Annotated in this window: 24 protein-coding genes; 8 read left to right on the plus strand and 16 right to left on the minus strand. The window is 72.4% G+C overall.

Annotated features, from left to right (window positions below; genetic code table 11):
• Positions 1-10: 10 nt before the first annotated feature.
• Entirely contained in the window at positions 11-472 is a 462-nt protein-coding gene (locus tag C1N71_RS00380) for an RpiB/LacA/LacB family sugar-phosphate isomerase (protein WP_137754594.1), read from the minus strand.
• 25 nt (positions 473-497) lie between these two features.
• Entirely contained in the window at positions 498-1484 is a 987-nt protein-coding gene (locus tag C1N71_RS00385) for a LacI family DNA-binding transcriptional regulator (protein WP_137754595.1), read from the minus strand.
• 255 nt (positions 1485-1739) lie between these two features.
• Here C1N71_RS00385 and C1N71_RS00390 point away from each other — a divergent pair, with 255 nt between their 5' ends.
• From C1N71_RS00390 to C1N71_RS00395, 3 genes are all read left to right on the plus strand, one after another.
• Positions 1740-2066 (plus strand): glutaredoxin domain-containing protein, encoded by a 327-nt coding sequence (locus C1N71_RS00390; RefSeq protein WP_137754596.1) that lies wholly within the window; start codon positions 1740-1742, stop codon positions 2064-2066.
• A complete protein-coding gene (locus C1N71_RS14820) occupies positions 1960-2187 on the plus strand; it encodes a hypothetical protein (RefSeq protein WP_175414024.1) in 228 nt (75 codons plus the stop codon). Before C1N71_RS00390 ends, C1N71_RS14820 begins: the two co-directional genes overlap by 107 nt.
• A gap of 146 nt (positions 2188-2333) precedes the next feature.
• The gene (locus C1N71_RS00395) at positions 2334-2654 is read left to right on the plus strand and encodes a hypothetical protein (RefSeq protein WP_137754597.1); all 321 of its coding nucleotides are present in this window, start codon (positions 2334-2336) and stop codon (positions 2652-2654) included.
• Between the two features lie 19 nt (positions 2655-2673).
• On the opposite strand, the gene C1N71_RS14825 is transcribed toward C1N71_RS00395, so the two are convergent.
• The 9 genes from C1N71_RS14825 to C1N71_RS00435 form a co-directional block, all read right to left on the minus strand.
• Positions 2674-3432 (minus strand): FAD-dependent monooxygenase, encoded by a 759-nt coding sequence (locus tag C1N71_RS14825; RefSeq protein WP_368074133.1) that lies wholly within the window; start codon positions 3430-3432, stop codon positions 2674-2676.
• Positions 3335-4186 carry a phosphotransferase family protein gene (locus C1N71_RS00400; protein WP_137754598.1) on the minus strand — a complete coding sequence of 284 codons (852 nt, stop codon included), beginning with the start codon at positions 4184-4186 and terminating at the stop codon, positions 3335-3337. The genes C1N71_RS14825 and C1N71_RS00400 overlap by 98 nt, the downstream gene beginning before the upstream one ends.
• Positions 4187-4198: 12 nt before the next feature.
• Positions 4199-5812: an ABC transporter ATP-binding protein gene (locus tag C1N71_RS00405; RefSeq protein WP_175414032.1), complete on the minus strand. Its 1614-nt coding sequence runs from the start codon at positions 5810-5812 to the stop codon at positions 4199-4201.
• Positions 5809-6426, minus strand: a complete 618-nt coding sequence (locus tag C1N71_RS00410; protein WP_137754599.1) for a GbsR/MarR family transcriptional regulator — start codon at positions 6424-6426, stop codon at positions 5809-5811. Before C1N71_RS00410 ends, C1N71_RS00405 begins: the two co-directional genes overlap by 4 nt.
• Positions 6423-7937 carry a serine hydrolase domain-containing protein gene (locus C1N71_RS00415; protein WP_137754600.1) on the minus strand — a complete coding sequence of 505 codons (1515 nt, stop codon included), beginning with the start codon at positions 7935-7937 and terminating at the stop codon, positions 6423-6425. Before C1N71_RS00415 ends, C1N71_RS00410 begins: the two co-directional genes overlap by 4 nt.
• A complete protein-coding gene (locus tag C1N71_RS00420; RefSeq protein ID WP_137754601.1) occupies positions 7934-8827 on the minus strand; it encodes an ABC transporter permease in 894 nt (297 codons plus the stop codon). The genes C1N71_RS00415 and C1N71_RS00420 overlap by 4 nt, the downstream gene beginning before the upstream one ends.
• Entirely contained in the window at positions 8824-9747 is a 924-nt protein-coding gene (locus tag C1N71_RS00425; RefSeq protein ID WP_137754602.1) for an ABC transporter permease, read from the minus strand. The genes C1N71_RS00420 and C1N71_RS00425 overlap by 4 nt, the downstream gene beginning before the upstream one ends.
• A complete protein-coding gene (locus C1N71_RS00430; protein ID WP_137754603.1) occupies positions 9744-11189 on the minus strand; it encodes a M14 family zinc carboxypeptidase in 1446 nt (481 codons plus the stop codon). The genes C1N71_RS00425 and C1N71_RS00430 overlap by 4 nt, the downstream gene beginning before the upstream one ends.
• Positions 11190-11298: 109 nt before the next feature.
• A complete protein-coding gene (locus C1N71_RS00435) occupies positions 11299-12888 on the minus strand; it encodes a peptide ABC transporter substrate-binding protein (protein ID WP_137754604.1) in 1590 nt (529 codons plus the stop codon).
• A 393-nt stretch (positions 12889-13281) separates the two neighbouring features.
• Between C1N71_RS00435 and C1N71_RS00440 the strand changes: the two genes are divergently transcribed.
• The 5 genes from C1N71_RS00440 (at position 13282) to C1N71_RS00460 (ending at position 17273) form a co-directional block, all read left to right on the plus strand.
• Positions 13282-13863, plus strand: coding sequence for a methyltransferase (locus tag C1N71_RS00440; protein ID WP_137754605.1), 582 nt, complete (start codon positions 13282-13284; stop codon positions 13861-13863).
• A gap of 56 nt (positions 13864-13919) precedes the next feature.
• A complete protein-coding gene (locus C1N71_RS00445; protein WP_137754606.1) occupies positions 13920-14675 on the plus strand; it encodes an IclR family transcriptional regulator in 756 nt (251 codons plus the stop codon).
• Positions 14676-14873: 198 nt separating this feature from the next.
• Positions 14874-16220, plus strand: a complete 1347-nt coding sequence (locus C1N71_RS00450; RefSeq protein ID WP_137754607.1) for a TRAP transporter large permease subunit — start codon at positions 14874-14876, stop codon at positions 16218-16220.
• Positions 16221-16231: 11 nt separating this feature from the next.
• On the plus strand, positions 16232-16471 hold the full coding sequence (locus C1N71_RS00455) for a hypothetical protein (RefSeq protein ID WP_137754608.1): 240 nt from the start codon (positions 16232-16234) through the stop codon (positions 16469-16471).
• 34 nt (positions 16472-16505) lie between these two features.
• Positions 16506-17273 (plus strand): NAD(P)-dependent oxidoreductase, encoded by a 768-nt coding sequence (locus C1N71_RS00460; protein WP_137754609.1) that lies wholly within the window; start codon positions 16506-16508, stop codon positions 17271-17273.
• A 90-nt stretch (positions 17274-17363) separates the two neighbouring features.
• On the opposite strand, the gene C1N71_RS00465 is transcribed toward C1N71_RS00460, so the two are convergent.
• The 5 genes from C1N71_RS00465 to C1N71_RS00480 are packed head-to-tail and all read right to left on the minus strand — an operon-like array spanning position 17364 to position 22684.
• Complete coding sequence (locus tag C1N71_RS00465; RefSeq protein ID WP_137754610.1) at positions 17364-18431, minus strand: oxidoreductase; 1068 nt, start codon at positions 18429-18431, stop codon at positions 17364-17366.
• Complete coding sequence (locus tag C1N71_RS15105; protein ID WP_217496012.1) at positions 18428-19585, minus strand: M20 family metallopeptidase; 1158 nt, start codon at positions 19583-19585, stop codon at positions 18428-18430. Before C1N71_RS15105 ends, C1N71_RS00465 begins: the two co-directional genes overlap by 4 nt.
• Positions 19582-20589, minus strand: coding sequence for a ketopantoate reductase family protein (locus C1N71_RS15110; protein ID WP_217496013.1), 1008 nt, complete (start codon positions 20587-20589; stop codon positions 19582-19584). The genes C1N71_RS15105 and C1N71_RS15110 overlap by 4 nt, the downstream gene beginning before the upstream one ends.
• A complete protein-coding gene (locus tag C1N71_RS00475; protein WP_137754611.1) occupies positions 20586-21371 on the minus strand; it encodes an SDR family NAD(P)-dependent oxidoreductase in 786 nt (261 codons plus the stop codon). The genes C1N71_RS15110 and C1N71_RS00475 overlap by 4 nt, the downstream gene beginning before the upstream one ends.
• Positions 21371-22684 (minus strand): MFS transporter, encoded by a 1314-nt coding sequence (locus tag C1N71_RS00480; protein ID WP_137754612.1) that lies wholly within the window; start codon positions 22682-22684, stop codon positions 21371-21373. Before C1N71_RS00480 ends, C1N71_RS00475 begins: the two co-directional genes overlap by 1 nt.
• Positions 22685-22698: the final 14 nt, after the last annotated feature.

Below are 22698 nucleotides of genomic sequence, written 5' to 3' on the forward strand. Positions count from 1 at the left end.
GGCCGTGGTGTCAGTCGGTGGGGGTGGGGACGAGGCGGTCGAGGTCGTTGAGCTTCGCGACGCGGCGACGCGTGTCCGCGTCGTCGTCGAACGTCGCGTCGAGGAACTCGCGCACGATCGAGGGCACGAGCGCGTGCGGCACGAGCCACGCGCCCATCGCGATGACGTTGGCATCGTCGTGCTCGACGGCCTGGTGCGCCGAGTAGGGCTCGTGCGCGAGTCCGCAGCGGATGCCGGGCAGCTTGTTCGCGGCCATGATGGCGCCCTGTCCGGTGCCGCACACGAGGATGGCGCGGTCGGCGTCGCCGGCCGTCACCGGCGCGCACGTCGCCTGCGTCACGTCGGGGAAGTCGACGGGGTCGGTCGAGTGCGTGCCGCAGTCGACGACCTCGTGCCCCAGGGCCTCGATGGCGCTGCGGACGGCGTCCTTGAGCGGGAAGCCGGCGTGGTCGGCGCCGAGTGCGATGCGCATGGGTCTCCTTGCGAGGTGGTCGTGGTCAGCTGCCGGAGCGGTCGACGAGCGTCGTCGCGACGCGCACCGACTCGGCCTGCTCGCCGCGCAGCAGCGCGAGCACGCCCTGCACGGCGGCGCGACCGATGGCGGAGGCGTCGTTGCGCACGGCGGTGATGGGAGGGGAGGCGTACGCGAACCAGTCGAAGTCGTCGAACGACACGACCTCGATCGCGGCTGCGGCATCCGCCCCGAGGCGATCGCGCAGGGCGCGCAGCACGCCGACGGTCGTCGCGCCGTTGGCGCCGAACACCGCGGTGGGCTGCACGCCGCGGTCGAGGATGCGCAGCATCGCGGCCGCGGCACCCTCGGTCTGGAAGTCGCCGGCCTCCACGAGTGCGTCGTCGGTCGAGATGCCATGCGCCGCGCGACCGCCGAGGTAGGCGCGGGCGCGCTCGACGCCCGTCGACATCGTGGGCGTGCCGCCGACGTAGGCGACCTCGTGGTGGCCGCGTCGCTGCAGGTGGTCGAGCACGAGGCCGACGCCCTGCTCGTTGTCGGTGCCGTAGAAGGGCAGGTCGAGGCCGTCGATGCGCCGGTTGAGCAGCACGATCGGCACGTTCCGCGCGACGAGGGCCTCGAGCTGCGGCGTGGCGGGGCCCTGGGGCGAGAGCATGAGCCCGTCGATGCGCTGCGACGCGAAGGTGCGCAGCACGTCGTCGGCCTGCCGCTCGTCCTCGTTGGCGTTCGCGAGCAGCACGGCGTAGCCGTGCGCGCGGGCCTCCTGCTCGGCGGCGTGCGCGAGTTCGGAGAAGAACGGGTTGCGGATGTCGGAGACCAGGAGGCCGAGCGCGTCCGTGCGCGCGCGCCGCAGCGATCGGGCGGGACCGTTGGCGACGTAGCCGAGCTCGGCGGCGGCAGCCAGCACGCGCTCGCGGGAGGAGGGGGAGGTCTGCGTGCTGCCGGTCAGCACGCGCGAGGCGGTGCCGAGCCCGACCCCGGCTCGTGCCGCGACGTCCTTGATGGTCGCCATGCTGCTCCTGCCTCGGTGCGTGGAATCGTTTCCATGACGGAAACGATTCCATCGTCACACGAGCGGTGCCTCGAGCGCAACCGAGAGGCACCCGCGCTCTGGCCGCCGAGCGGAGACCGACCGACGACGGAGTCGGGCCAGGACGTCGGGGACGGCTTCTGGCCCTGACGCGCGCGGCGCGCGGGCGTCAGCGATCCTCCGGCACCCACGAGACCCGCTCGAGGTCCGCGTGCATCCCGTCGGGGAGGGGCCGACATGGGAACCATCACCGTCTACGGCAAGCCCGGATGCGTCCAGTGCACTGCCACCAAGCGAGCGCTCGGCACCGCAGGGGTCGCGTGCAGCGAGGTCGACGTCAGCACCGACGACGTCGCGTTCGAGCACGTGAACGCGCGCCCGCGTCATCGTCGCCGACCGCTACCAGGACGCCAACGAGCAGTGGCAGGACGGACCCGCCACCGGCTACGACGTGCCCGTGCGCGGCAAGAAGGCCGAGAACCTCGTCGCGATCGCCCAGTCATCCGGCCACGTCAAGGTCGTGTTCACCGGCCGGCTCCGCGAGACCCCATGGGGCAACGCTGAGAAGGGCGGGATCACCCGCAGCGTCTCCGTCGACCTGTTCGGCTACGCCGGCGTCGGCCAGACGCTCAGCATCACCCGCGTCGGCAGCCGCCAGGTCGTCGAGAACGAGCAGCCGTCCTAGACCGTGAGGCAGGGGAGTGGACGACGATGCTGTCGACCCCTCCGGGCCACCTTGCGCGAGGAGGTAAGCGTGAGCGTCAGCGGCGTCGAAGAGCTGACGGGCCGGGCCATAGTGCGTTCGACTTGGGCTGCGATTCAATGGTCTCCATGATCGAGACTGCGCCGTCGCGTCGCCGCTTTTGGCTCGCCGGCGCCGTCGCGGTCGGCGGGATCGCGATCGCGATTCTCTGGATCGTTGCGATAAGTGGGCCGGAGATATGCGGCTGGGGTGGGCCACCGTTGTGCTTCCGGCCTTACCGCGCAAAGCTGGCTGGGATTGCGACGATCTCGATTCTCGTTGCGGTTGCTCTGCTCGCCCTGGCTTCGTTGATCGCCGGACGTCGTCCGGCGCCGTTCCGAGCGGCTTTCGGGGCAGTGATATTGGCGATCGCCGCGGGCACCGCCGCTTGCGTTGGCGCGATGAGTTGAACGTGTGGCTCGCGCGTCGCTAGGGCGACGCGCGAGCCAGCCTCGTCAGGGTGTGGAGATCGACCAACCAGTGTTGGACAGAATCGTGCCGACCGGAGTCGTGAGAACCGATGATCCGCAGATGCGGTTTGGAACGTCTCCCAGGCACGGCTGACCGCTCGGCGCTCCTGCCGAGATGATCGAGCCAGCCATGATTCGAGCCTGCCCGTCGACCAGAACGGGCACCACGCTTGGGCCTCCGCTGTCGCTCTGGCCAGCAGACAGGACGCCGGTCGCCTGTTCCGAACGAACTCCGGGGTGATGGTGAAGGCGCCGAGCTGCGGGAGCTCTGCGCCGGGCTCAAGCGCAAGCAGAATCCAGGTGATCGCTCCAGGCGCAGCCGCGCAGCGCGGCCGACGAACCGCGTGCCCTCCTCGATCGTCGTCCGCTCGCGGATCGTCTCCAGGATGCCCATGCGATCCACGACCTCGCGTGCGAGCCCGCGGACGTCGACGTTCTGCCCGCCGTCACGGAAGGCGTCGGCGCGCTCGAGCACCCGCACCTCCCACCCCGTCCTCTGAAGCCAGAAGGCGGATGCGAGGCCGGCGATGCCGCCTCCGGACACGAGCGCGCGGCGGGTCATGCTCGACGATCGCCAGGCCGTGGCCGCGGGCACCAGGGGTGGACCCGGCGGCGCAGCGTCAGGCCGCGAGCCGAGCGTTCGCGCGTGCCACGGCTCGCGCGACCTCGGCCTGCGGACGCTCCTGCACGATCGTCCAGCACAGCGCCTGCAGCACATGGGTGGCTGCGAGCAGCCGTGCGCGCTCGATCGTCGCGGAGTCGGCGCCCAACGCGACCGCGTCCCAGCCGTGCCAGCCGCCGAGGGCGGCGACGTCGACCGCCGGATCGTCGAGGCTCGCGAGATCCCAGTCCAGCACGCCCACGACGCGACCGTCCTGCCAGAGCACGTTGCCGCCGGCGAGGTCGCCGTGCACGAGCGATCGGGCGTCGGCCGCGACGGCAGCGGCATCCTCCGCCAGACGCAGTGCGGTACGCCGCACGCCGACGTCGAGCATCGGCACGGCCCGCTCGGTCATGATCTCGGGCCATCGCTCGGCACCCATGAAGGAGCGGGCCGGTGCGAGGTGCTCCTCGAGGCCGTCGAGCGGCGCGTCGCGCAGCGCGTCGAGCACCTCGCGGACGGCGCGCGGATCGCCGCTGCCGTGCGGATGGGGATGCCCCGCGAGGCGCCGTTGCGCGATGGCGACGACGCCGTCGACGTGCACCGGCGCCGCGAGCGAGCGCGGCACGGCGAAGGGCAGCGACGGCAGAGCGTCGACGAGCCGCTGCGCACGCAGGGATGCCTCGGCGACCGCCGGCGTCCTGGCCACCCGCACCGCGACCCCGTCCTGCAGCAGCACCAGGTTCGCAGAGCCGTGCTCGACGCGCTCCCACCGGGTCGGGTCGTCGCTGGCACCGGCGGCGCGCATCGCGGCGCCGGCCGCGTCCTCGACGAGCCTCGCGTGCGGTGCGAGGAAGTCGGTCTGGACCATCGCGACCGAGCCCTACGCCGCGCGCCGCGCCCGCTGCGCCCGCGGATCGGGCAGCGGCGCCGCCTCGAGCAGGCGCTGCGTGTACTCGTGCTCCGGCGCCATGAGCACGGCGCGGCGCGCGCCGAGCTCCACGATCCTGCCGCGGTGCAGCACGGCCACGCGATCGCACAGCGCGTCCACGACCGCGAGGTCGTGGCTGACGAAGAGGCACGCGAAGCGCAAGGAGCGCTGCAGCTCGCGCAGCAGCTCGAGGACCGTCGCCTGCACGGACACGTCGAGGGCGCTCGTCGGCTCGTCGGCGATGAGCAGGCTCGGCCGCAGCGCGAGGGCGCGGGCGATGGCGACGCGCTGCCGCTGCCCGCCCGAGAGCTCGTGCGGGTAGCGGGCCGCCCACGAGGCGGGCAGCTCGACGCGCTCGAGCAGCTCGCCCACGCGGGCGGCGAGGCCCGCGCCGCGCATCCGATCGTGCGCGTGCAGCGGCTCGCCGATCGACTCGCCGATGGTGGCGCGCGGGTCGAGCGCCGCCGTCGGGTTCTGGAAGACGACGCCGATCGAGCGCTTCGCCTCGCGCACCTGCCGTCGCGACGCCGACGCGAGGTCGAGGCCCGCGATCGTCACCGATCCCTCCGTGAGCGGGGCGAGTCCGAGGATGCTCTTGCCGATCGTCGACTTGCCCGAGCCGGACTCGCCGACGAGCGCGAGCATCTCGCCCTCGCCGATCTCGAGCGAGACGCCATCGACGGCGCGCACGACGCCGCGTCGCACCGGGTACTCCACGACGAGGTCGCGCACGCGCAGCACGGGCTCGGTGGGCTCCGGCGCCTGCCGCTCGGGCGAGCCGAGCTGCGGCACCGCCGCGAGCAGCTCGCGCGTGTACGCCGCCTGCGGCGCGTCGAAGAGCGCCTGGACCTCGGCGGTCTCCTCGACGAGGCCACGGCGCAGCACGACGACGCGGTCGGCCATGTCGGCGACGACGCCCATGTCGTGCGTGATGAGCAGGATCGACGTGCCGGTGCGCTGCTGCAGACGACGCATGACGTCGAGCACCTCGCGCTGCACCGTGACGTCGAGCGCCGTCGTCGGCTCGTCGGCGATGAGCAGCTCGGGGTCGCACGAGAGCGCCATCGCGATCATGACCCGCTGCGCCTGGCCGCCGGAGAGCTGATGCGGGTACGAGCGGATGCGCCGCTCGGGATCGGGCAGCTCGACCATGCGCAGCAGCTCGAGCGTGCGCTCGCGGCGCTCGGCGCGCGTCATCGACGGCCGGTGCCTGCGCAGCATCTCGCCGATCTGGAAGCCGATCGTGAAGACGGGGTCGAGCGCGTTGGTCGGATCCTGGAAGACGACGGCGATGCGGTCGCCGCGCACCTGTCGCATGCGGCCTTCCGGCATCCCGATGAGCTCGGCGCCGTCGAGTCGCGCGGATCCCGAGACGGTCGCCGTGTCGGGCAGGAGGCCCACGAGCGACAGCGCCGAGACGCTCTTGCCCGAGCCCGACTCGCCGACGAGCGCGAGCACCTCGCCGCGGTGGAGCGCGAAGGATGCGCCGCGCACGGCGGGCACGACCTCCGATCCGACGCGGAAGTCGACCCGCAGGTCCTCCACCTGCAGCAGCGGCTCGCTCATCCCTCGTCCTCCGTCGATGCCTGCTCGCGGTCGACCTCGTCGCGGTAGCGCTGCCAGTCGGCCAGGATCTCGCGGTGCCTGCCGGGCAGCCAGCCGAAGTAGCGGCGCGCGTACTCGAGCCGCCGCCGCGGTCCCTCGCCCTGCGGCGCGAGCGTCTCGAGCCCCTCGGCGAGGGTCGACTCGATGCGGCGCAGCGACTCGCGCTCGCCGGCGAGGAACGAGCCCCACACGTCGTCCTCGACGCGGAAGTAGTGGCTGCGGTCGCCCGGCAGCGACACGGGCTTGATGAAGCCGATGCTGAGCAGCGACCGCGTCGCCATCGACACCGCGCCGGCGGAGGCGTGGAGCAGGTGCGCGATGCGGGCCGACGACAGCAGCGGCGCGTCGACGACCATGAACAGCGCGAGCACGCGGCCGTCCATGCGCGGATTGCCCGCGGTGCCCCACGCGTACGCGAAGTCCTCGATGAACGCGCGCATGCGCTCGTCGATCTCCAGGGGCATCCGCTCACGCGGATCGACGACCTCGGGCGCCTGCGCTGCCGATTCGGATGCGGGAGCGTCGGATCCGGGAGCGTCGGATGCGGTGGGGGCGGATGCGGCGGCGTCGGTCACAGCGACACCCTAGGCAGCGCACTCGCGAGGTCGCCCGACGCGAGCGCGTCGCGCCAGACGTCGATGCGCCAGCTCGTCATGCCGCTCGTCGTGAGCGTCTCGACGGCGCCGTCGGCGTCGCGGCCGAACACCGCGGGCTCGCCCGTCGCCCAGAATCCCGCGACGTCGTCGGTCGCGAGCGCGTCGGCCACGTCGGTCGTGCGCAGGCGCACGACGAAGCCGGTGGGCTCGGGCGCCTTCGGGTACAGCGTCACGAGGCGGCCGCCGAGCGGCACGACGTCCTCGACGCTCCACAGGTTCGCGAAGCGGCCCTCGAGCTCGGCGGCGATCGCCTGGGGCACCGCGAGCGACGGATCCGCCTCGACCTCCTCCGCGAGCGCGAGGGCGAGGTCGACGATCGCGACGACGCCCGTCGCGATCGTGCCTGCGGGGCCGTCGATCGCGTTCGTGAGGGCGGAGACGACGAGGTCGTCCTTCGGGTCGATCCACGTGCGCGTGATGTGGCCGGGGTAGCCGCCCGAGTGGCCGACGACGGCGCGCGACCCGATCGACTCGACGTCGAAGCCCAGGCCGTAGTGGCGCGTGACGCCCGCGTGGGTGATCGCCGACTCGGGCCGCTGCAGCAGGCGCTTGGAGGCATCCGTCACGAGCGTCGCGTTCCCGAACGCGTGCGCGGATCCGTACGCCGTGAGCTCGGCGGCGGTCGCGAACCAGCCGGTCGCGGGCGCCATCGCCGCGGTGTCGACGTGGCGGATGCGGTGACGCGGCTCGTCGATGCGCGTGCGGCCGGTGTGGCCGGCGGCGAACTCGCCGTCGCGCTCGGCGACCCACTCCGGGCCCATGCTCGTCGTGCCCAGCGGGCCCGTGATGCGTGCTGCGACGAGCTCGGCGTAGGACATGCCGGAGGCGCCCTCGAGCACCAGCCCCAGCAGCGAGTAGCCGATGTTCGAGTACTTGAAGTGCTCGTTGACCTCGTACACGACGCCCTCGGCCCGTGCCATCGCGATGATCGCGTCGCGGTCGGGGAAGACGCCGCCGCCGCGCTGCCAGTAGTTCGCGTCGGACCCGTCGCGGATGATGCCGCCCTGGTGTCCGAGCAGCTCGCGGACCGTCACGGCCGCGACGCCCGACCCGGCGAGCGCGGGCACCCACCGCTCGATCGTGTCGTCGAGGCGCAGCTCGCCCGACTCGACGAGCTGCATGGCCGCCGTGGCCGTGAACGTCTTCGAGTGCGACGCGATGCGGAAGAGGTGGCTCGTCGTGAGCGGCTCCTGGGTCACGACGTCGGCGACGCCCCAGGCCATGTCGAGCAGCAGCTCGCCCTTGTGCCGCACGGCGAGCTGGATGCCCGGCGTGCCGAGCAGCTCGCCCTGGAAGGCGACCCAGCGCTCGGCGTAGGCGAGTGCATCCCGGATCGCCGCGGCCTTCGCGGCGCCCGTCGGCGCGTGGTCGACGGTCGCCTCGGCGGTGATGTCGGGGGTGGAGGTGGTCATGTCCTCGGTGGAGGTCATCGTCGTCCCTTCGGGTCGAGGGCGTCGCGGAGGATGTCGCCGAGCGTGATGAGGGCGAGCACCGTGACGGAGAGGAAGAGGCTGGGGAAGAGCAGCATGTGCGGCGCGGACGAGAAGTACGCCTGCGCGTTCGACAGCTGCAGCCCCCAGGAGATCGACGGCGACTGCAGGCCGACGCCGAGGAAGGTCAGGGTCGACTCGGCGACGATGACGCTGCCGACCATCGTCGCGGCGATCGCCATGACGGGGCCGATCGAGTTCGGTACGACGTGCCGCACGAGGATGCGCGAGTCGCGGATGCCCATGGCCTGCGCCGCCTGCACGTACTCGGTGCCCTTGACGCCGCGGACGGCGCCGCGCACGAGGCGCGCCATCGTCGGCCAGGAGAAGAAGGCGAGCACGAGGGCGACGACGACGGGCGAGCGTCCGCCGACGGAGTTCAGCACGACGATGGCGCCGAGCAGGAAGGGGAAGCCGAGGAAGACGTCGGTGAGTCGCGAGATGAGCCGGTCGGCGATGCCGCCGACGTAGCCGGCGAGCGTGCCGAGCACGATGGCGACGGCGAGGCAGAGCGCCGTCGTGAGGACGCCGATGAAGATCGAGGTGCTCGTGCCGTAGATCACGTTGGCGTAGATGTCGCAGCCCTGCAGGTCGGTGCCGAACACGTGCGCGGCCGACGGCGGCTGCGAGGAGTCGCCGAGCTGGCAGGCGCGCGGGTCGGGCTGGCCGAAGAGGCCCGCGAAGGCCTGCGGCACCAGGGCGACGACGACGAGGATCGCGAGCACGGCCGAGCAGATCCAGAACACCACGCGGCGGCGCAGCGTGGCCCAGACGCCGCGCTGGCCCGCGGTCGCGACGGGCAGGTCGACGGGGATGACGGCGCCGGTCATGCGCGGATCCTCGGGTCGAGGGCGGAGTTGATGAGGTCGACGACGAGGCTCGTCGCGAGGAAGATCAGGATGAGCGCGGTCGAGACGCCGACGACCGTCGGCCCCTCGTGCGTGCGGATGCCCTCGAAGAGCATCTGGCCGATGCCGGGCAGGTTGAAGATGGCCTCGATGACGACGGTGCCGCCGAGCAGGAAGCCGAGGTCGATCGCGAGGAACGTCAGCACGGGTGCGACGGAGTTGCGCAGCACGTGCACGCCGACGATGTCGCGTCGGCGCAGGCCCTTCGCGACGAGCGTGCGCACGAAGTCCGACTGCATGGTGTCGATGACGGAGCCGCGTGTGAGCCGTGCGGTCGCGGCGAGCCCGAAGAGCGCGATGACGATGGCTGGCAGCAGGTACGACGTCGGCCAGCCCGCGCCCGTGCCGGCGATGGGGAACCATCCCAGGCGCAGGCCGAAGATGAGCTGCGACGCCGAGCCGACGACGAAGACGGGGATGGAGGTGGCGAGGATCGTGCCGACGAGCACGGTCCGGTCGAGCATCGAACCCTTGCGCAGGCCGGCGACGAGGCCGAGCACGACGCCGACGACCACCTCGATGGCCCACGCGGTGAGCGCGAGGGTGATCGTGACGGGCCAGCGCGCCCCCATGCGCTCCGCCACCGACGCGCCTTGGAAGGTCGTGCCGAGGTCACCCGTGAGCAGATTGCCGAGGTAGCGCAGGTACTGCAGCCACAGCGGGTCGTCGAGGTGGTACTGCGCGCGGATGTTCGCGACGACGTTCTCGGGCAGCGGCCGGTCGCCGCCGAGCGCCGCGATCGGGTCGCCGGGCAGCGAGAAGACCATCGCGTAGATGATGAACGTCACGCCGACGAACACGATGGCGAGCTCGAGCAGCCTCGCGCCGATCGCGCGGGTCATGCCGTGACCCCTGCGGCGAGCGCCTCGGTCGCGCCGGCGCGCGTGCTGGCGGCCGCGTCGCGCAGCAGCGACGACGCAGCGAGCGTCGACGCGACCTGCACGCCCACGAGGCTCGCGATCGGCAGCGGCTGCAGGCCCTCGACGGCGTCGGCCGCGGCGCACCACGCGGCGTAGCGGGCGGCGAGCCGCTCGCGCACGCGGCGCAGCCGCACGGGCGCCGTGCCCGCCTGCACCTCCGCGTCGATCGCGCGCAGCAGGATGCCGCCGAACCGCAGCTGGAACATCCGCACGACGTCGGCGTTCGAGAAGACCTCCGCGACCGTCGCCTCCCGCTCGGGGTCGAGGAGCGGCAGGCGCGCGGCCTCCGAGGCCGCGATGTGCGCCATCGCGGGCACGAACGCACGGGATGCGCGCAGGAAGGGCGTCGCGACCGGCAGGTCGGGCTCGGCCTCGTCGAGCGCCGACTGCAGCACGGCGCCGAGGTCGGCGAGCGCCTGCGACTTCTCGGCGATGACGTCGCGGTAGCGACGGCCGGAGCCGGAGGCGTCGACCGCGTCGGGGTGCGACCAGTACGGCAGCTCGGCGATGAGGCCGAAGGTGCCGTGCCTGGCGATGTAGTCGGCGGATCCGCCGCCGCCGACCTCGGTCGAGGGGTCGAGGCCGAGGGACTCGAGGTAGTCGTAGTGCTCGCTGGACAGCGGCGCGCGGTAGACGGCCTGCGCGAGCGCCTCGAGGTCGGGCGACTCGGGCTCGCCCGCGTCGAGCGGCAGGTCGAGCGCCGCGGGGATGGCGTGCAGCGCATCCACGATGCCCTCGAGCGGGCGGGTGACGTAGTAGTAGACGCCGCCGAGCTCGGCGTTGTGCAGGCCGACGAGCAGGTCGGGCGTCGTCGCGTCGATGAGCCGCATGAGCGCCTGCGTCTCGGGCATCACGCGGTCGAACCAGGCGTCCTTGTGCGCGAACGGGAACGACCACTCCACCTGCTCGTCGGGAGCGGGGCGGTAGAAGCGGCGCGCATAGGCGATGCGATCGCCGGGGGCGGCGAACCAGCCCTCGTTGAGGCGCGTGCCGTCGGGGTCGATGCACGGCACGAGGTGCCAGGTGGCGTCGTGGGCGGCGCGCAGCGCGTCGTCGGCGACGAGCTCGCGGGCCAGGTGCTGCAGGGTACGGAAGCCGATGGGCTCGTTGGGGTGCACGCCGCCGACCATGATCACGTCCCGCGAGCCCGAGCCGATCGCGTAGGCGTGGATGGGCTCGCCGAGCCGGGAGGTGCCGATGCGCTGCGCGCGCACGAGGTCCGGATGCGCAGCGGCGAGCCCGGCGAAGTCGGCGAGCAGGGCGTCGACCGTGGGGAAGTCGTGCGTCTCGGGCACGCGCTGCGCCCGCGCGATCGCGTCGGCGAGGGTGCCCGGGGCGGGCTGCGGGGTGACGGTGTCGGTCACGAGGGTCTCTTTCGATGCTGCGGGTGCTCGGCGCGCTCGCGCGTGCCGGGCGGGGTGCCGGCGGGGCGACCTCGTCGAGGCCGCCCCGCCGGTGCGATGGGCTCGTCGATCAGTCGGCGAGCACGATCTCCCGCAGGGTCGGGTTGCCGACGGGCGAGGTCACGAGGTCGGCGATGCGCTCCGACGTGACGTACGAGTACGTCTCGAAGAAGAGCGGCACGGCCGGGAACTCCGCCTGGATGATCTCCTGCACGTCGGCGTACGCGGTGCCGTCGCCCGACGGGTCGGCGTCGGCCACGGACATCGCCTGGGCGACCTCGTCGGAGTAGAACGGGATGCAGTTGTCGCACCCGCCGCCCTCGATGAAGAAGACGCGCAGGGTCGCCTGCTGGCTCGGGTACAGCGCGCCCCAGCGGCTGAAGTACGGTGCGTCGATGTCGCCGGCGGTGCGGGTGGCGAGGAACTCCGCCCAGTCGGCCGAGGGACGGATCGACGCGTCGATGCCGAGGTTCTGGCGCAGCTGGTTCGCGATCGCCTCGTACAGCGGGTCGAGCCCGCCGCCACCGGGGAAGTAGATCTCCATCGAGCCCTCGAAGCCGCCGGCCTCCGCGAGCAGCGCCGCGGCCGCCTCGGGGTCGTACTCGCAGTACTCGCCGCAGATGCCCTCGGGCGTGCCGGGCTCGATCGCGGGCGTCCACGCCGTGGCGGGCTCGTAGGTGCCGCCGTACACGACGTCGATGATCGTCTCGCGGTCGATGGCCATCGAGATCGCCTGACGCACCCGCACGTCCTGATAGCGCTCGTCCCACAGCGGCAGGCCGAGGAACGAGATCCCGGGCGCCTCGAACGAGTAGAGGCGGTCGCCGAAGTCGCCCTCCGCCTGCGTCAGGCGGCTCGCGGGGACGCCGTTGACGTCGAGGTTGCCGGCGAGCACGTCGGTGTAGGCCGTCGCGTCGTCGGTGTAGGGCACGAACGAGATCTGGTCGATCGTCGGCTCGTCGCCGGCGAAGTCCTCGTATGCGGTGACGACGATCGTCTCGTTCTCGACGTAGTCGTCGACCATCTCGAACGGTCCGTTGCCGATCGGGTGCGTGTTGTACGCGTCGAGGTCCTCCATCGCCGACTCGGGCATGGGGTAGAACGCCGTCATCGCCTGCGAGACCTGCAGCGGGAACTGGCCGTCGGGGCCGGCGAGCTCGACGGTGAAGGTGGTGTCGTCGACGACCGCGAGGCCCGACATCTCGTCGGTCGTTGGCTCGCCCTCGGCGGGGTTGAGGTCGGCGTAGCCGACGATGTTCGCGAGCTGGCCCGAGTTCTCCATCGCGTTGGGGCCGTATGCGACGGCGTTCCACGAGTCGACGTACGACTGCGCCGTGACGGGCGTGCCGTCGTGGAAGGTCCAGCCGTCGCGCAGCGTGATCGTCCACGTGATGGCGTCGTCAGACTCCACCGACTCGGCCTGCACGTAGTCGAGCGAGCCATCGTTGTTCAGGAACGTCAGCGGCGACCAGACGGCCATGTTGAAGTCGAACGCGACCGACTGGCGACCGGGTACGAGCAGCTGCGGGTCGGTCGTGCCGTAGCTGATGGCGTTCTCGGAGGAGGAGGCGTCGGTGCCGCCGCCACCTCCCGAGCATGCGGTGATGGCGATCGCCGAGGCCGCGATGGCCCCGACGAGCGCGAGACGGGTGCGCTGCATGGTGGTCTCCTGGTGCTGAGGGATGCGAACGACGTCGCGACGGGTGCTGGCGTCGAGAGCCGTTGCAGGTCAGTGAACGCCCGTCGCCGCGCGCACGTCAAGCAATCGGTTCAGAAGTTTCACGAATGACTGAAAGTTTTACGTCGCCGAAACACGCGTCGTGTCGGACAGGTGCTCTCCGGTGGCGCCGTCGGTCACGCGTGTCGTCTATCGGCGATCGAGCGTGCAGGATGCGTCGCGGGAGCCGTCCCGTCGCGCAGGATGCCCAACGACGCAGCGCGGTCCGCCTCGACTCGCGCAGTCGTGCCGATACGAAGCACTCGCTATGCTGTTGCGCATCATGAAGCATGCTTTCGTGATGTGAAGCATGCACGCGACGAGGAGGTCCGCACCATGTCCGACGCCCGCGCATCCATCGAGCGACTGCGAGCCCTGCCGGCGGCCAACGTCGGCGACGCCATGGGGCGCCTCGGCGTCGTCGACGCCGGAGTGCAGCCCGTCTGGCGCGGCGCGCATCTCGTCGGGCCCGCCGTCACCGTCGAGGTGGCAGCAGGCGACAACCTGGGCATCCACGAGGCGCTCGCGACCGTGGGCGAGGGTGACGTCCTCGTGGTGAACGGCCACGGCGGCGACCGTGCGCTCATCGGCGAGCTGATCGCCGAGCGGCTGCGGGTGCGCGGCTGCGCCGGCATCGTCGTCGACGGCGTCGTGCGCGACGTCGACGACCTCGAGGAGCTCGGCTTCCCGACCTTCGCGCGCGGCTCGTCGCCCGCCGGCCCCTTCAAGCACGGCCCGCATCGCATCGGCGTGCCCGTCGCGATCGGCGGCGTCGTCGTCGCCCCGGGCGACGTGATCGTCGCCGACGGCGACGGCGTCGTCGTCGTGCCGCGCGACGAGCTCTTGGCCGTGGTCGAGCGCGCCGAGGCGAAGCACGCCGACGAGAGTGCGATCCGCAGGTCGATCGTCGCCGGCTGACGACGGCGCGCGCGCCGGGCGCGGCGCTTCTGCGTCGCGCCCGGGATGATGGGGACATGCCCGACGCATCCGACGCCTCCCAGCCGACCGTGCGCAGCGTCGAGCGGGCGCTCGACATCCTCGAGGTGCTCGAGCGCTCGACGGCTCCGCTGCGCCTCGTCGACCTCGCGAAGGGCACGGGCCTGCATGCCGCGACCGTGCTGCGGCTCGCGGGCGTGCTGCAGCGACGCGGGCTCGTCGAGCACGAGGCCGGGGAGTTCCGGCTCGGCGCTGCCGCGCTGGGTGCGGCGCACCGCTACCTGCAGTCCGACCCCCTCGTGCTGCGCGCGCGCCCGCACCTGCAGGAGCTCAGCACCACGACGGGGCTGACGAGCTCGCTCTACCGGCGGCTCTCCGCGGAGCGGATCCTCGTCGCGCGCGTCGACGGCGTCGATCCGGTGCGCTACCAGCTGCCACTCGGTCGACGCCTTCCGCTGCACGTCGGCGCCGGCCGCGCGATCCTCGCCTTCCTGCCCGACGAGGAACGGGAGGCGCTGCTCGAGGTGCAGGACGACTTCACGACGGCCGACGGCGCGGCAGTGTCGCGCGCCGACCTTCGCGCATCCGTCGATGCCGCGCGCGAGCGCGGATTCCACGTCTCGGTCGGCGAGCGCGCCGTAGGCGTCGTGACGATCAGCGTGCCCGTGCTCGACGCCGAGCGTCGCGTGCTCGGGGCGCTCTCGGCCCTCGGCCCCGACGAGTCGCACTCGCCGGCGAGCCTCGAGCGGTGGGCGCCCGAGCTGCGCCGCGCGGCGGCGGCCATCGCGGCCTGATCCGACCGCTCGCTCGTTCGTTCGCCGGGCTGCCCGCTTGACAGCGGCTGGCGTCGCCGTGTCATGATGAGGCTTCATTCAGCGCAAGACCATTGCACTGCATGAAACTCGGGTTTCGACCCGACGACCGAAATCTTCAGCGAAGGGGCTGCGAGTGATCCACGACGACGTGCATCTGCGATCCGAGGGGCTGGGCGCATGCCGGTAGCGCTCATCGCCCTCTTCGTCTTCCTCGTCGTGATCGTCGTCTGGAACGTCGTGATCAAGCGCAGCATGGCCGAGGCCATGGTGATCGGCTTCGTCGCGACGACGATCTTCGCCGGCCTCCAGGCGCCGCAGGTCGCCGCCGAGGCGATCGTCGCCGCGAGCGACAACGAGATCATGTACGCCGCGATCGCGTTCATCTTCATGACGTACCTCGTGGAGCGCACGGGCACGATCACGCGACTCATCGAGATCCTCACCGCGGCGCTCGGGCGACTCCGCGGCGGACCCGCGATCGTCGACACCGTCGCGTCCGGCGCGATGGGCGCCGTCGCCGGCGGGTCGAACACCGGCAACGCCGCGACGAGCGGCGTCATCACAGGACCGTGGATGACTCGGACGGGCTGGAGCAAGGCGCGGGCCGCCACCGTCATCGCCGGCAACGCCGGTCTCGGTGCCGCGCTCCCGCCCAGTGCCTCGATGGTCATCATGATCGGCTTCGCCGGGAGCCTCGTCACGACGAGCTCGGTGTACATCGCCCTCTTCGTCGCCGGCGTCTACCAGTTCCTCATCCGCATGGTGCTCATCGCGTGGTTCGTCCGTCGGGACGGCATCCAGCGCGTCGACGACGAGGCGCAGACGCCCGTGCGCGAGGCCGTGCGCCGCAACTGGCCGACGATGCTCATCTTCCTCGGCGCCGTGGTGCCCGTCTCGATCACGATCGGCCCGCTTGCAGACCTCCTCGCGACGTCGCCGCTCGCCGACGCGATGGGATCGGTCTCGCTCATCACGTGGATCCCGGTGCTCATCATCCTCATCAGCGCGATCGTCGGCTGGCGCGAGCTGCCGCGCACGCCGCGTCAGTGGTGGGAGTTCCTCGGCGGCGCTGCGTCGAAGTACTACGCGATCGGTGCGCTGCTGTTCTTCGCCATCGCCGCGAGCGAGGTCCTCACGTCGCTCGGCCTCGCCGACGACGTCGACCGGCTGCTCGGTCCGCTCGACATCCCCGCGTGGCTGCTCGTCGTCATCGTCGGCTTCTTCGTGGTGCTCGTGGCGGGCCCGCTGTCGTCCTCGGCGACCCTCAGCGCCGTCGGCCAGGTCTCGCTCGTGACGCTCGTCGCGGCCGGCATCGACCCGCTGCTCGCCGTCATCGCGATCCTCGTCTTCGCCTCGACCGAGGGAGCGTCGCCGCCCGCGTCGGGCGCGATCTTCGTCGCGAGCGGCATCACGGGTGCGAAGCCCGAGCAGACCTTCATCCCGCTCGTCGTGTACTACGTGCTGCCGTTCTTCATCCTCGGCGTGCTCATCGCGCTGGGCATCGTCCCCGTCCCGATCACCTAGGAGGCTCCGCCATGCGCACCACCCTCGACCGCATCGTCACGGGCCTGTTCGCAGCGGCGATGGGCATCTTCCTCCTGCTCGCGATCGCGCTCGTGCTCCTGCAGCTCGTCGGCGTCGTCACGGTGCAGCCCGCGCTCGTCGTGGCCGCCGAGACATGGCTGAAGAGCCCGAGCATCCTCGCCGCCGTCGCCGTCGCCATCCTCGGCTACGTGCTGTTCAACGTCCGCGGCGAGCAGCCCTCCGACGGCTGATCGACCCCGACCCCATCCACACGAAGGAGCATCCATGCGGATCGCCATCCTCGGCCTCGGCGAGGCCGGAGCCCTGTACGCGAGCGCCGCCGTCGCGGCCGGTCACACGGTGACGGGCTTCGACCCGTTCGCCCAGACCACGCCCGACGGCGTCGAGCGTGCCGCGTCGACCGGCGAGGCCGTCGCGGAGGCCGACCTCGTCGTCGCGCTCACGGCCGCATCGCTGAGCGAGCAGGTCGCGGACGAGTCGCTGCAGGCGATGCGCGCGGGCGCGACATACGCCGACTTCACGACGGCGGATCCCGCGATCATGCGCGCCGTCGCGGCGCGTGCCGTGCAGCACGACGTCGCCTTCGCGGACGTCGCGATCCTCGGGCCGGTGCCGGTCAAGGGCGCGGCGACCGACGTCATCGTCAGCGGCACGGGCGCCGAGTCGGCGCGCACGCTGCTCGAGGAGCTCGGAGCGAGCGTCGAGCTGCTCGACGACGAGGCGGGTGCCGCCACGTCGCACAAGCTGCTGCGCAGCATCCTCATGAAGGGTCTCGCCTCGGTCGTGCTCGAGGCGGTCGCGGCCGGCAGGGCCGCGGGTGCCGAGGAGTGGATCCGCGCGCAGATCGCACGGCAGCTCGCGGGCGACGGCGAGGCGACGATCCGACGCTTCGAGGTCGGCACCCCCAAGCACGCCGCGCGCCGCGCGCACGAGATGGCGTCGGTCGTGCGGCATCTCGACGGGCTGGGCGTGCCCGCCGAGATGTCGGACGCGACGCGTCGCGCGCTCGAGCGCATGACCGAGGCGGGCTGACCAGACCGCCTCGTCGAACCCGCGCGTGAGCGCGGCATCGCGTGCGAGGAGCGCGCGACGACCCGCTCACGTGCGGATTCGAAGAGGTCGTCAGTACGCCCGGAGGCGCTGCGGCGGCACCCAGTCGACGTCGCCGCCGAGCTCGCGCGCCCATCGGATGGGGGTGCTCGGGTCGCGCAGCGCCTCCCGGCCGATCCGCACCGCCGCGATCCCCGACGCGACGATCTCGTCGGCGTGCGCGGCCGAGGTCACGAGGCCGACGGCGGACGTCGCGACTCCCTCGGCTGCGATGCGCTCGGCGAGATGCACCTGGTAGCCGGGGCCGACCGGGATGTCGGCGAGCACGAGCCCGCCCGACGACGCATCCACGAGGTCCGCGCCCGCCTCGATCGACCACCTCGCGACCCGTGCGGCGTCGTCGGGCGTCACGCCGCCCTCGGTCCAGTCGGTCGCCGAGAGGCGCACGATGATCGGCAGGCTCGGCAGCTCCGCCCGGATGCGTCGCACGACGTCGAGCAGCAGGGTCGCGCGACCGGCGAGGTCGCCGCCGTAGCGGTCGTCGCGCCGGTTCGTGAGCGGCGAGAGCAGCTGATGCAGCAGGTAGCCGTGCGCCGCGTGCACCTCGACGACGTCGAACCCGGCCTCCGTCGCGCGATGCGCCGCGGCGACGAACGCGTGGGCGATGGCGTCGAGCTCGGCCGTCGTCGCCGCGCGCGGCTGCGCGAGCCCGAGGATCTGCACGTCGGAGGCCGACGCGGTCTGCCAGCCACCCGCATCCACCGGCACCGAGCCGCGGGCCGACCCGTCGCGGCCGAAGCCCGCGTACGTGCTCGACTTCGCACCGGCGTGGTTCAGCTGCACGCCGATCGCGGCGCCCTGGGCGTGCGCGAAGTCGACGATCGGCCGCCACGCCTCGACGTGGTCGTCGTCCCACAGCCCGGTGTCCTGTCGCGTGATGCGCCCCTCGGGCACGACCGCCGTCGACTCGACGACGAGCAGCCCCGTGCCGCCCGCGGCGAGCGCGCCGTAGTGCACGCGGTGCCACTCGGCGGGCCGACCGTCGTACGCGTCCACGGAGTACTGGCACATGGGTGCGATCCAGATCCGGTTGCGCACCTCGAGGTCCCGCAGCCGGATGGGATCGACGATGGACGTCATCGTGCCGTTCCGGCGCCGAGCCGGGTCAGGATCCCTGCGGCGAGCGCCGTGCGCTGCACCATCCCGTCGATCGAGATCCACTCGTGCCTCGCGTGCGCGCCGTCGCCGACGGCGCCGAGGCCGTCGAGCACCGGCAGGCCGAGCGCCGCAGCGAAGTTGCCGTCGCTCGCGCCGCCGACCGCGATCTCCTCGACGTGCCACCCCTGCTCGGCGGACACCTCCTGCGCGATGCGGAAGAGCCCGGCGGTCGCTGCGCTGCGCGGCATGACCGGCCGGTTCCAGCCGCCGTCGACCTCGAGGCTCGCACCGTCGCGATGCGGGCGCATGGCTGCGAGGGCGGCGTCGATGCGATCCATCTCGGCCACGTCGGCGACGCGCACGTCGACGAGCGCCTGCGCGCGACCTGCGGTCACGTTCGAGCGCGAGCCGCCCACGAGCGTGCCGACGTTGACGCTCGTGCCTGCCGCGAGGTCGGCGGAGCCGTGCAGCGCGAGCACCGCGCGCGCCATCTCGTCGATGGCGCTGACGCCGCGCTCGGGGTCGAGCCCCGCGTGCCCCTCGATGCCGCGCGTCGTGACCGAGAAGATGCCGACCCCCTTGCGGGCCGTCTTCAGCGCACCCTCGGCGCTCGCCTCGAACACGAGCACGGCGTCGCGACCGGCCACCGACTCCTCGATCACGGGTCGGGATGCCGGCGAGCCGATCTCCTCGTCGCCGTTCAGCACGAGGCGGATGGCGGGCAGCGGCAGCGAGTGGGCGCGCGCGATCGCGATCGCGTGCGTCGCCTGCACGAGCCCAGCCTTCATGTCGAAGACGCCCGGACCCGTCAGGCGGTCGCCATCGATCGTCACGGGCCAGTCGGCGAGGGTGCCGAGCGGCCAGACGGTGTCGTAGTGGCAGAGGATCGCGATCGACCCGGTGCCGCCGTGCGTGGCATCCCAGTCGAGCACGGCGACGTCGCCCTGCTCGCCACCGTCCACGGTGCGCTCGGCAGCGGGTGCGCCGAGGTGCCCCTCGACGTACGACCGCACCCATGCGAGCCCGGCCGCGAGGGCGGCGCGGTCGTCGGATGGCGTCTCCTGCTCGGCGTAGGCCGTCACGTCGGCGACGAGCGCATCCCTCGCGGCCTCGGCCCCCTGCACGAGCGCGCTCATGCGGTCGCCAGCCGGTCGAGGTCGGCGAGGTGCGCCTCGTCCATCGCGATCTCGTGCGTCTCGAGCGCGACGATCGCGTCGACGAGCCACCGGGTGAGCGGCACGGCGATCCCGTGGCGTTGGGCGGCTTCGAGCACGGGGCCGTACTGCGTCGGCACCTCCGTGCGGCGGCCGCGCACGGCGATGTCCCGCCAGATGCCCGAGCGCTTCTTCGTCTGCCTGCCGAGCCACGCGACGAGTCCGTCGGTCGCGGCGTCGGCGGCCTCGGGCGAGCCGAGGTAGTCGTTCGGCGCGAAGGCGTCGAAGCCCTCGAGGGCGACGCCCTCGGCGGTCGCCACCGTGAGCACCTCGCGCACGAGCGCATGCATGCCGACGCGGTGCCGGTCGATGAGGTCGCCCATGTCGTCGTCGGCGAGCGCGGATGCGACGAGCATCGCGCCGAAGCCGAGCTTCGACCAGAGGAAGCCGGGCACGTTGTCGGAGACGATCGGCTCCCCCCAGTGCCGCAGGTCGTGCGCGAGCGTGCGCACCCGGTCGCTCGTGCCGCCGGCGTGCTCGCCGAGCGCGATGTCGCCGATGCCGCCGTCCTTCACGACGCCGGGCGCCACGACGTCGGCGAACAGGTCGACGAACGCGGCCACCGTGCGGTCGGCGCCGACGTGGCGCGCGATCGTCGCCTCGTTGAGGCCGTTCTGCATCGACGCGACCCAGCCGTCGACGGCGAGGCGCGGCGCGATCCACGCGGCGACGCCGTCGGTGGCCTGCGCCTTCACCGCGAGCAGCACGGCGCCGAGCTCGGCGGGCGCCTCGTCGGGCGTCGAGATCGGCAGGCGCGCGGTGAGCGCGCCCGTCGGGTGCTCGATGCGGAGGCCGTGCTCGCGGATGGCGGCGACGTGATCCGGGTCGGCGTCGACGAGGTGCACGTCGGCGCCCGCGTGGTGCAGGTGCACGGCGAGGGTGCCGCCGATCGCTCCTGCGCCGACGATCGTGTACTGCGAGGTCATGCCTGCTCTTCCTGGCCGATGGCCGTCCAGTGCTGCGGGAGGTGCCAGGCGCCGGTCGACGATCCGCCGTCGACGCGCAGCACCTCCCCGGTGATCCACTCCGCCTCGTCGCCTGCGATCCAGACGACGGCGCGGGCGATGTCCGCGGGGGTGCCGCGGCGGCCGAGGGGCGTGTCGCCGACGGCGTTCGCGTACTCCTCGGTCACGGGGTTCACGGTCGAGTCGACCGTGACGAAGCCGGGCGCGACGGCGTTGACGCGGATGCCGTGCCTGCCGAGCTCGAGGGCGGATGCGCGCGTGGCCGCCTCGAGCGCCGCCTTCGACGTCGAGTACGGGGCGGCGCCGGGCCGGGCGCGCAGGGCGGCGCCGGACGAGATGCTCACGACGCTCGCGCCGCGGCCGGCCGCGATGGCGCGGCGAGCGAGCGCGACGGTGAGCAGCACGGGCGCACGGGTGTTGACGTCGAGCACGAGGTCCCACGTGGCGGCGTCGAGCTCGAGGAACGGCGTCGCCGGGTACACGCCGGCGCTCGACACGAGCACGTCGACCGGCGCGGTCGCCCACGCCGCCTCCATGAGCGTGTCGTGCGCGTCGGCTCCGCGCAGGTCGACGGTCGTCGTCGCGCACGACGCCGCACCCGCCTCGAGGGCGAGCTCGGCCGTCTCGGCCAGGGCGTCGGCGTGCAGGTCGGCGATCGTCAGGGCGTCGCCCCCGCGCGCGAACGCGAGGGCGACCTCCCTGCCGATGCCCGAGCCGGCGCCGGTCACGAGCACGTGCCGCATCAGTCGAGCTCCTTGCCCTTCGTCTCGGGCATCGTGAGGTAGACGACGAGCCCGATCGCGGCGGCGATGGAGGCGTACAGCCACACCCAGTCGCCGAAGCCCTCGGTGTTCATCCAGGTCGTGATGTACGGGGCGGTGCCGCCGAAGCACGCGACGGCGAGCGCGTACGGCAGGCCGATGCCCGTCGCGCGCACCTCGGGCGGGAACTGCTCGGCCATGATGACGGCGCAGTTGGCCGAGTAGCCGACGAGCAGCACGATGCCGATGATCTCGACCGCGAGCAGCGCCCAGAAGCCGCCGCCGATGAGCTGGAACGCGGGCCACGCGAAGATGAGGAAGCCGCCGGCGAAGGCCGCCATCGTCGGCTTGCGACCGATCCTGTCGGAGAGCAGGCCCCCGAACGGCAGCAGGCAGATGAAGATGATCATCGCGATGACGTTGGCGAGCAGCGCCTGGTTCAGCGGGATGCCCGTCGTGACGGCCGCGTACGTGGGCATGAAGTTGACCCACATGTAGTAGAGCAGCGTGCCGGCGATCGTGATGCCGAAGACCCGCAGCGAGGACTTCGGGTGCTCGCGCAGCATGCGCACGAAGGCGTTGCGCTGCTTCGGCTGCGCCTCGGCGGCGATGCGCTGCTTGCCGGTAGCGAACGACTCGGTCTCCTCGATGCCGCGACGCAGCCACAGGCCGACGAAGCCGAGCGATGCGGCGAAGACGAACGCGGCGCGCCAGCCCCAGCTGTCGACGGCCTCGGGCGGCAGCGCCGTCGTGATGGTGAAGCCGAGCGCCGAGGCGATGAGCACGCCCGCCGCGACCGACACCTGCTGCCACGAGCCTGCGAAGCCGCGGCGTTCGGGCGCTGCCGACTCGACGAGGAAGGCGGAGGCCGAGCCGAACTCGCCGCCGGCCGCGAAGCCCTGCGCGAGGCGGGCGAGCACGAGCAGCAGCGGCGCGACGAGGCCCACCTGCTCGTAGGTGGGAGCGAGGCCGATGACGAGCGTCGCGACCGCCATGAGCGTGATGGTGAAGAGCAGGCCCTTCTTGCGGCCGAAGCGATCGGCGTACGAGCCCATCACCGCGGCGCCGATGGGACGCATGATGAAGCCGACGGCGAAGATCGCGAGCGTCGACAGCAGGGCGGCGATGTCGTTGCCCGCCGGGAAGAAGTGGTGGGCGAAGATCGACGAGAACGTCGAGTAGACGGCCCAGTCGACGAACTCGACGGCGTTGCCGATCGAGCCGGCGACGATCGCCTTCCTGCCCTTCCTGCTGAGCTTCGTCCTGTGGACGGTCTCGGGTGCTGTGGTGGTCATGGTCGTCTCTCTCT

It is taken from the genome of Agrococcus sp. SGAir0287 (genome assembly GCF_005484985.1).
Taxonomy (GTDB): Bacteria; Actinomycetota; Actinomycetes; order Actinomycetales; family Microbacteriaceae; genus Agrococcus.

Excerpts from the sequence above, each read along its gene's own strand:
- C1N71_RS15105 (WP_217496012.1), bottom strand. The coding sequence starts at position 19,585 with ATGAGCGCGCTCGTGCAGGGGGCCGAGGCCGCGAGGGATGCGCTCGTC.
- C1N71_RS00435 (WP_137754604.1), bottom strand. The coding sequence starts at position 12,888 with ATGCAGCGCACCCGTCTCGCGCTCGTCGGGGCCATCGCGGCCTCGGCG.
- C1N71_RS00455 (WP_137754608.1), top strand. The coding sequence starts at position 16,232 with ATGCGCACCACCCTCGACCGCATCGTCACGGGCCTGTTCGCAGCGGCG.
- C1N71_RS00395 (WP_137754597.1), top strand. The coding sequence starts at position 2,334 with ATGATCGAGACTGCGCCGTCGCGTCGCCGCTTTTGGCTCGCCGGCGCC.
- C1N71_RS00415 (WP_137754600.1), bottom strand. The coding sequence starts at position 7,937 with ATGACCTCCACCGAGGACATGACCACCTCCACCCCCGACATCACCGCC.
- C1N71_RS00440 (WP_137754605.1), top strand. The coding sequence starts at position 13,282 with ATGTCCGACGCCCGCGCATCCATCGAGCGACTGCGAGCCCTGCCGGCG.
- C1N71_RS00425 (WP_137754602.1), bottom strand. The coding sequence starts at position 9,747 with ATGACCCGCGCGATCGGCGCGAGGCTGCTCGAGCTCGCCATCGTGTTC.
- C1N71_RS00405 (WP_175414032.1), bottom strand. The coding sequence starts at position 5,812 with ATGAGCGAGCCGCTGCTGCAGGTGGAGGACCTGCGGGTCGACTTCCGC.
- C1N71_RS00480 (WP_137754612.1), bottom strand. The coding sequence starts at position 22,684 with ATGACCACCACAGCACCCGAGACCGTCCACAGGACGAAGCTCAGCAGG.
- C1N71_RS00420 (WP_137754601.1), bottom strand. The coding sequence starts at position 8,827 with ATGACCGGCGCCGTCATCCCCGTCGACCTGCCCGTCGCGACCGCGGGC.
- C1N71_RS00445 (WP_137754606.1), top strand. The coding sequence starts at position 13,920 with ATGCCCGACGCATCCGACGCCTCCCAGCCGACCGTGCGCAGCGTCGAG.
- C1N71_RS00400 (WP_137754598.1), bottom strand. The coding sequence starts at position 4,186 with ATGGTCCAGACCGACTTCCTCGCACCGCACGCGAGGCTCGTCGAGGAC.
- C1N71_RS00450 (WP_137754607.1), top strand. The coding sequence starts at position 14,874 with ATGCCGGTAGCGCTCATCGCCCTCTTCGTCTTCCTCGTCGTGATCGTC.
- C1N71_RS00465 (WP_137754610.1), bottom strand. The coding sequence starts at position 18,431 with ATGACGTCCATCGTCGATCCCATCCGGCTGCGGGACCTCGAGGTGCGC.
- C1N71_RS15110 (WP_217496013.1), bottom strand. The coding sequence starts at position 20,589 with ATGACCTCGCAGTACACGATCGTCGGCGCAGGAGCGATCGGCGGCACC.
- C1N71_RS00475 (WP_137754611.1), bottom strand. The coding sequence starts at position 21,371 with ATGCGGCACGTGCTCGTGACCGGCGCCGGCTCGGGCATCGGCAGGGAG.
- C1N71_RS00385 (WP_137754595.1), bottom strand. The coding sequence starts at position 1,484 with ATGGCGACCATCAAGGACGTCGCGGCACGAGCCGGGGTCGGGCTCGGC.
- C1N71_RS14825 (WP_368074133.1), bottom strand. The coding sequence starts at position 3,432 with ATGTGCTGCAGGCGCTGTGCTGGACGATCGTGCAGGAGCGTCCGCAGG.
- C1N71_RS00460 (WP_137754609.1), top strand. The coding sequence starts at position 16,506 with ATGCGGATCGCCATCCTCGGCCTCGGCGAGGCCGGAGCCCTGTACGCG.
- C1N71_RS00390 (WP_137754596.1), top strand. The coding sequence starts at position 1,740 with ATGGGAACCATCACCGTCTACGGCAAGCCCGGATGCGTCCAGTGCACT.
- C1N71_RS00380 (WP_137754594.1), bottom strand. The coding sequence starts at position 472 with ATGCGCATCGCACTCGGCGCCGACCACGCCGGCTTCCCGCTCAAGGAC.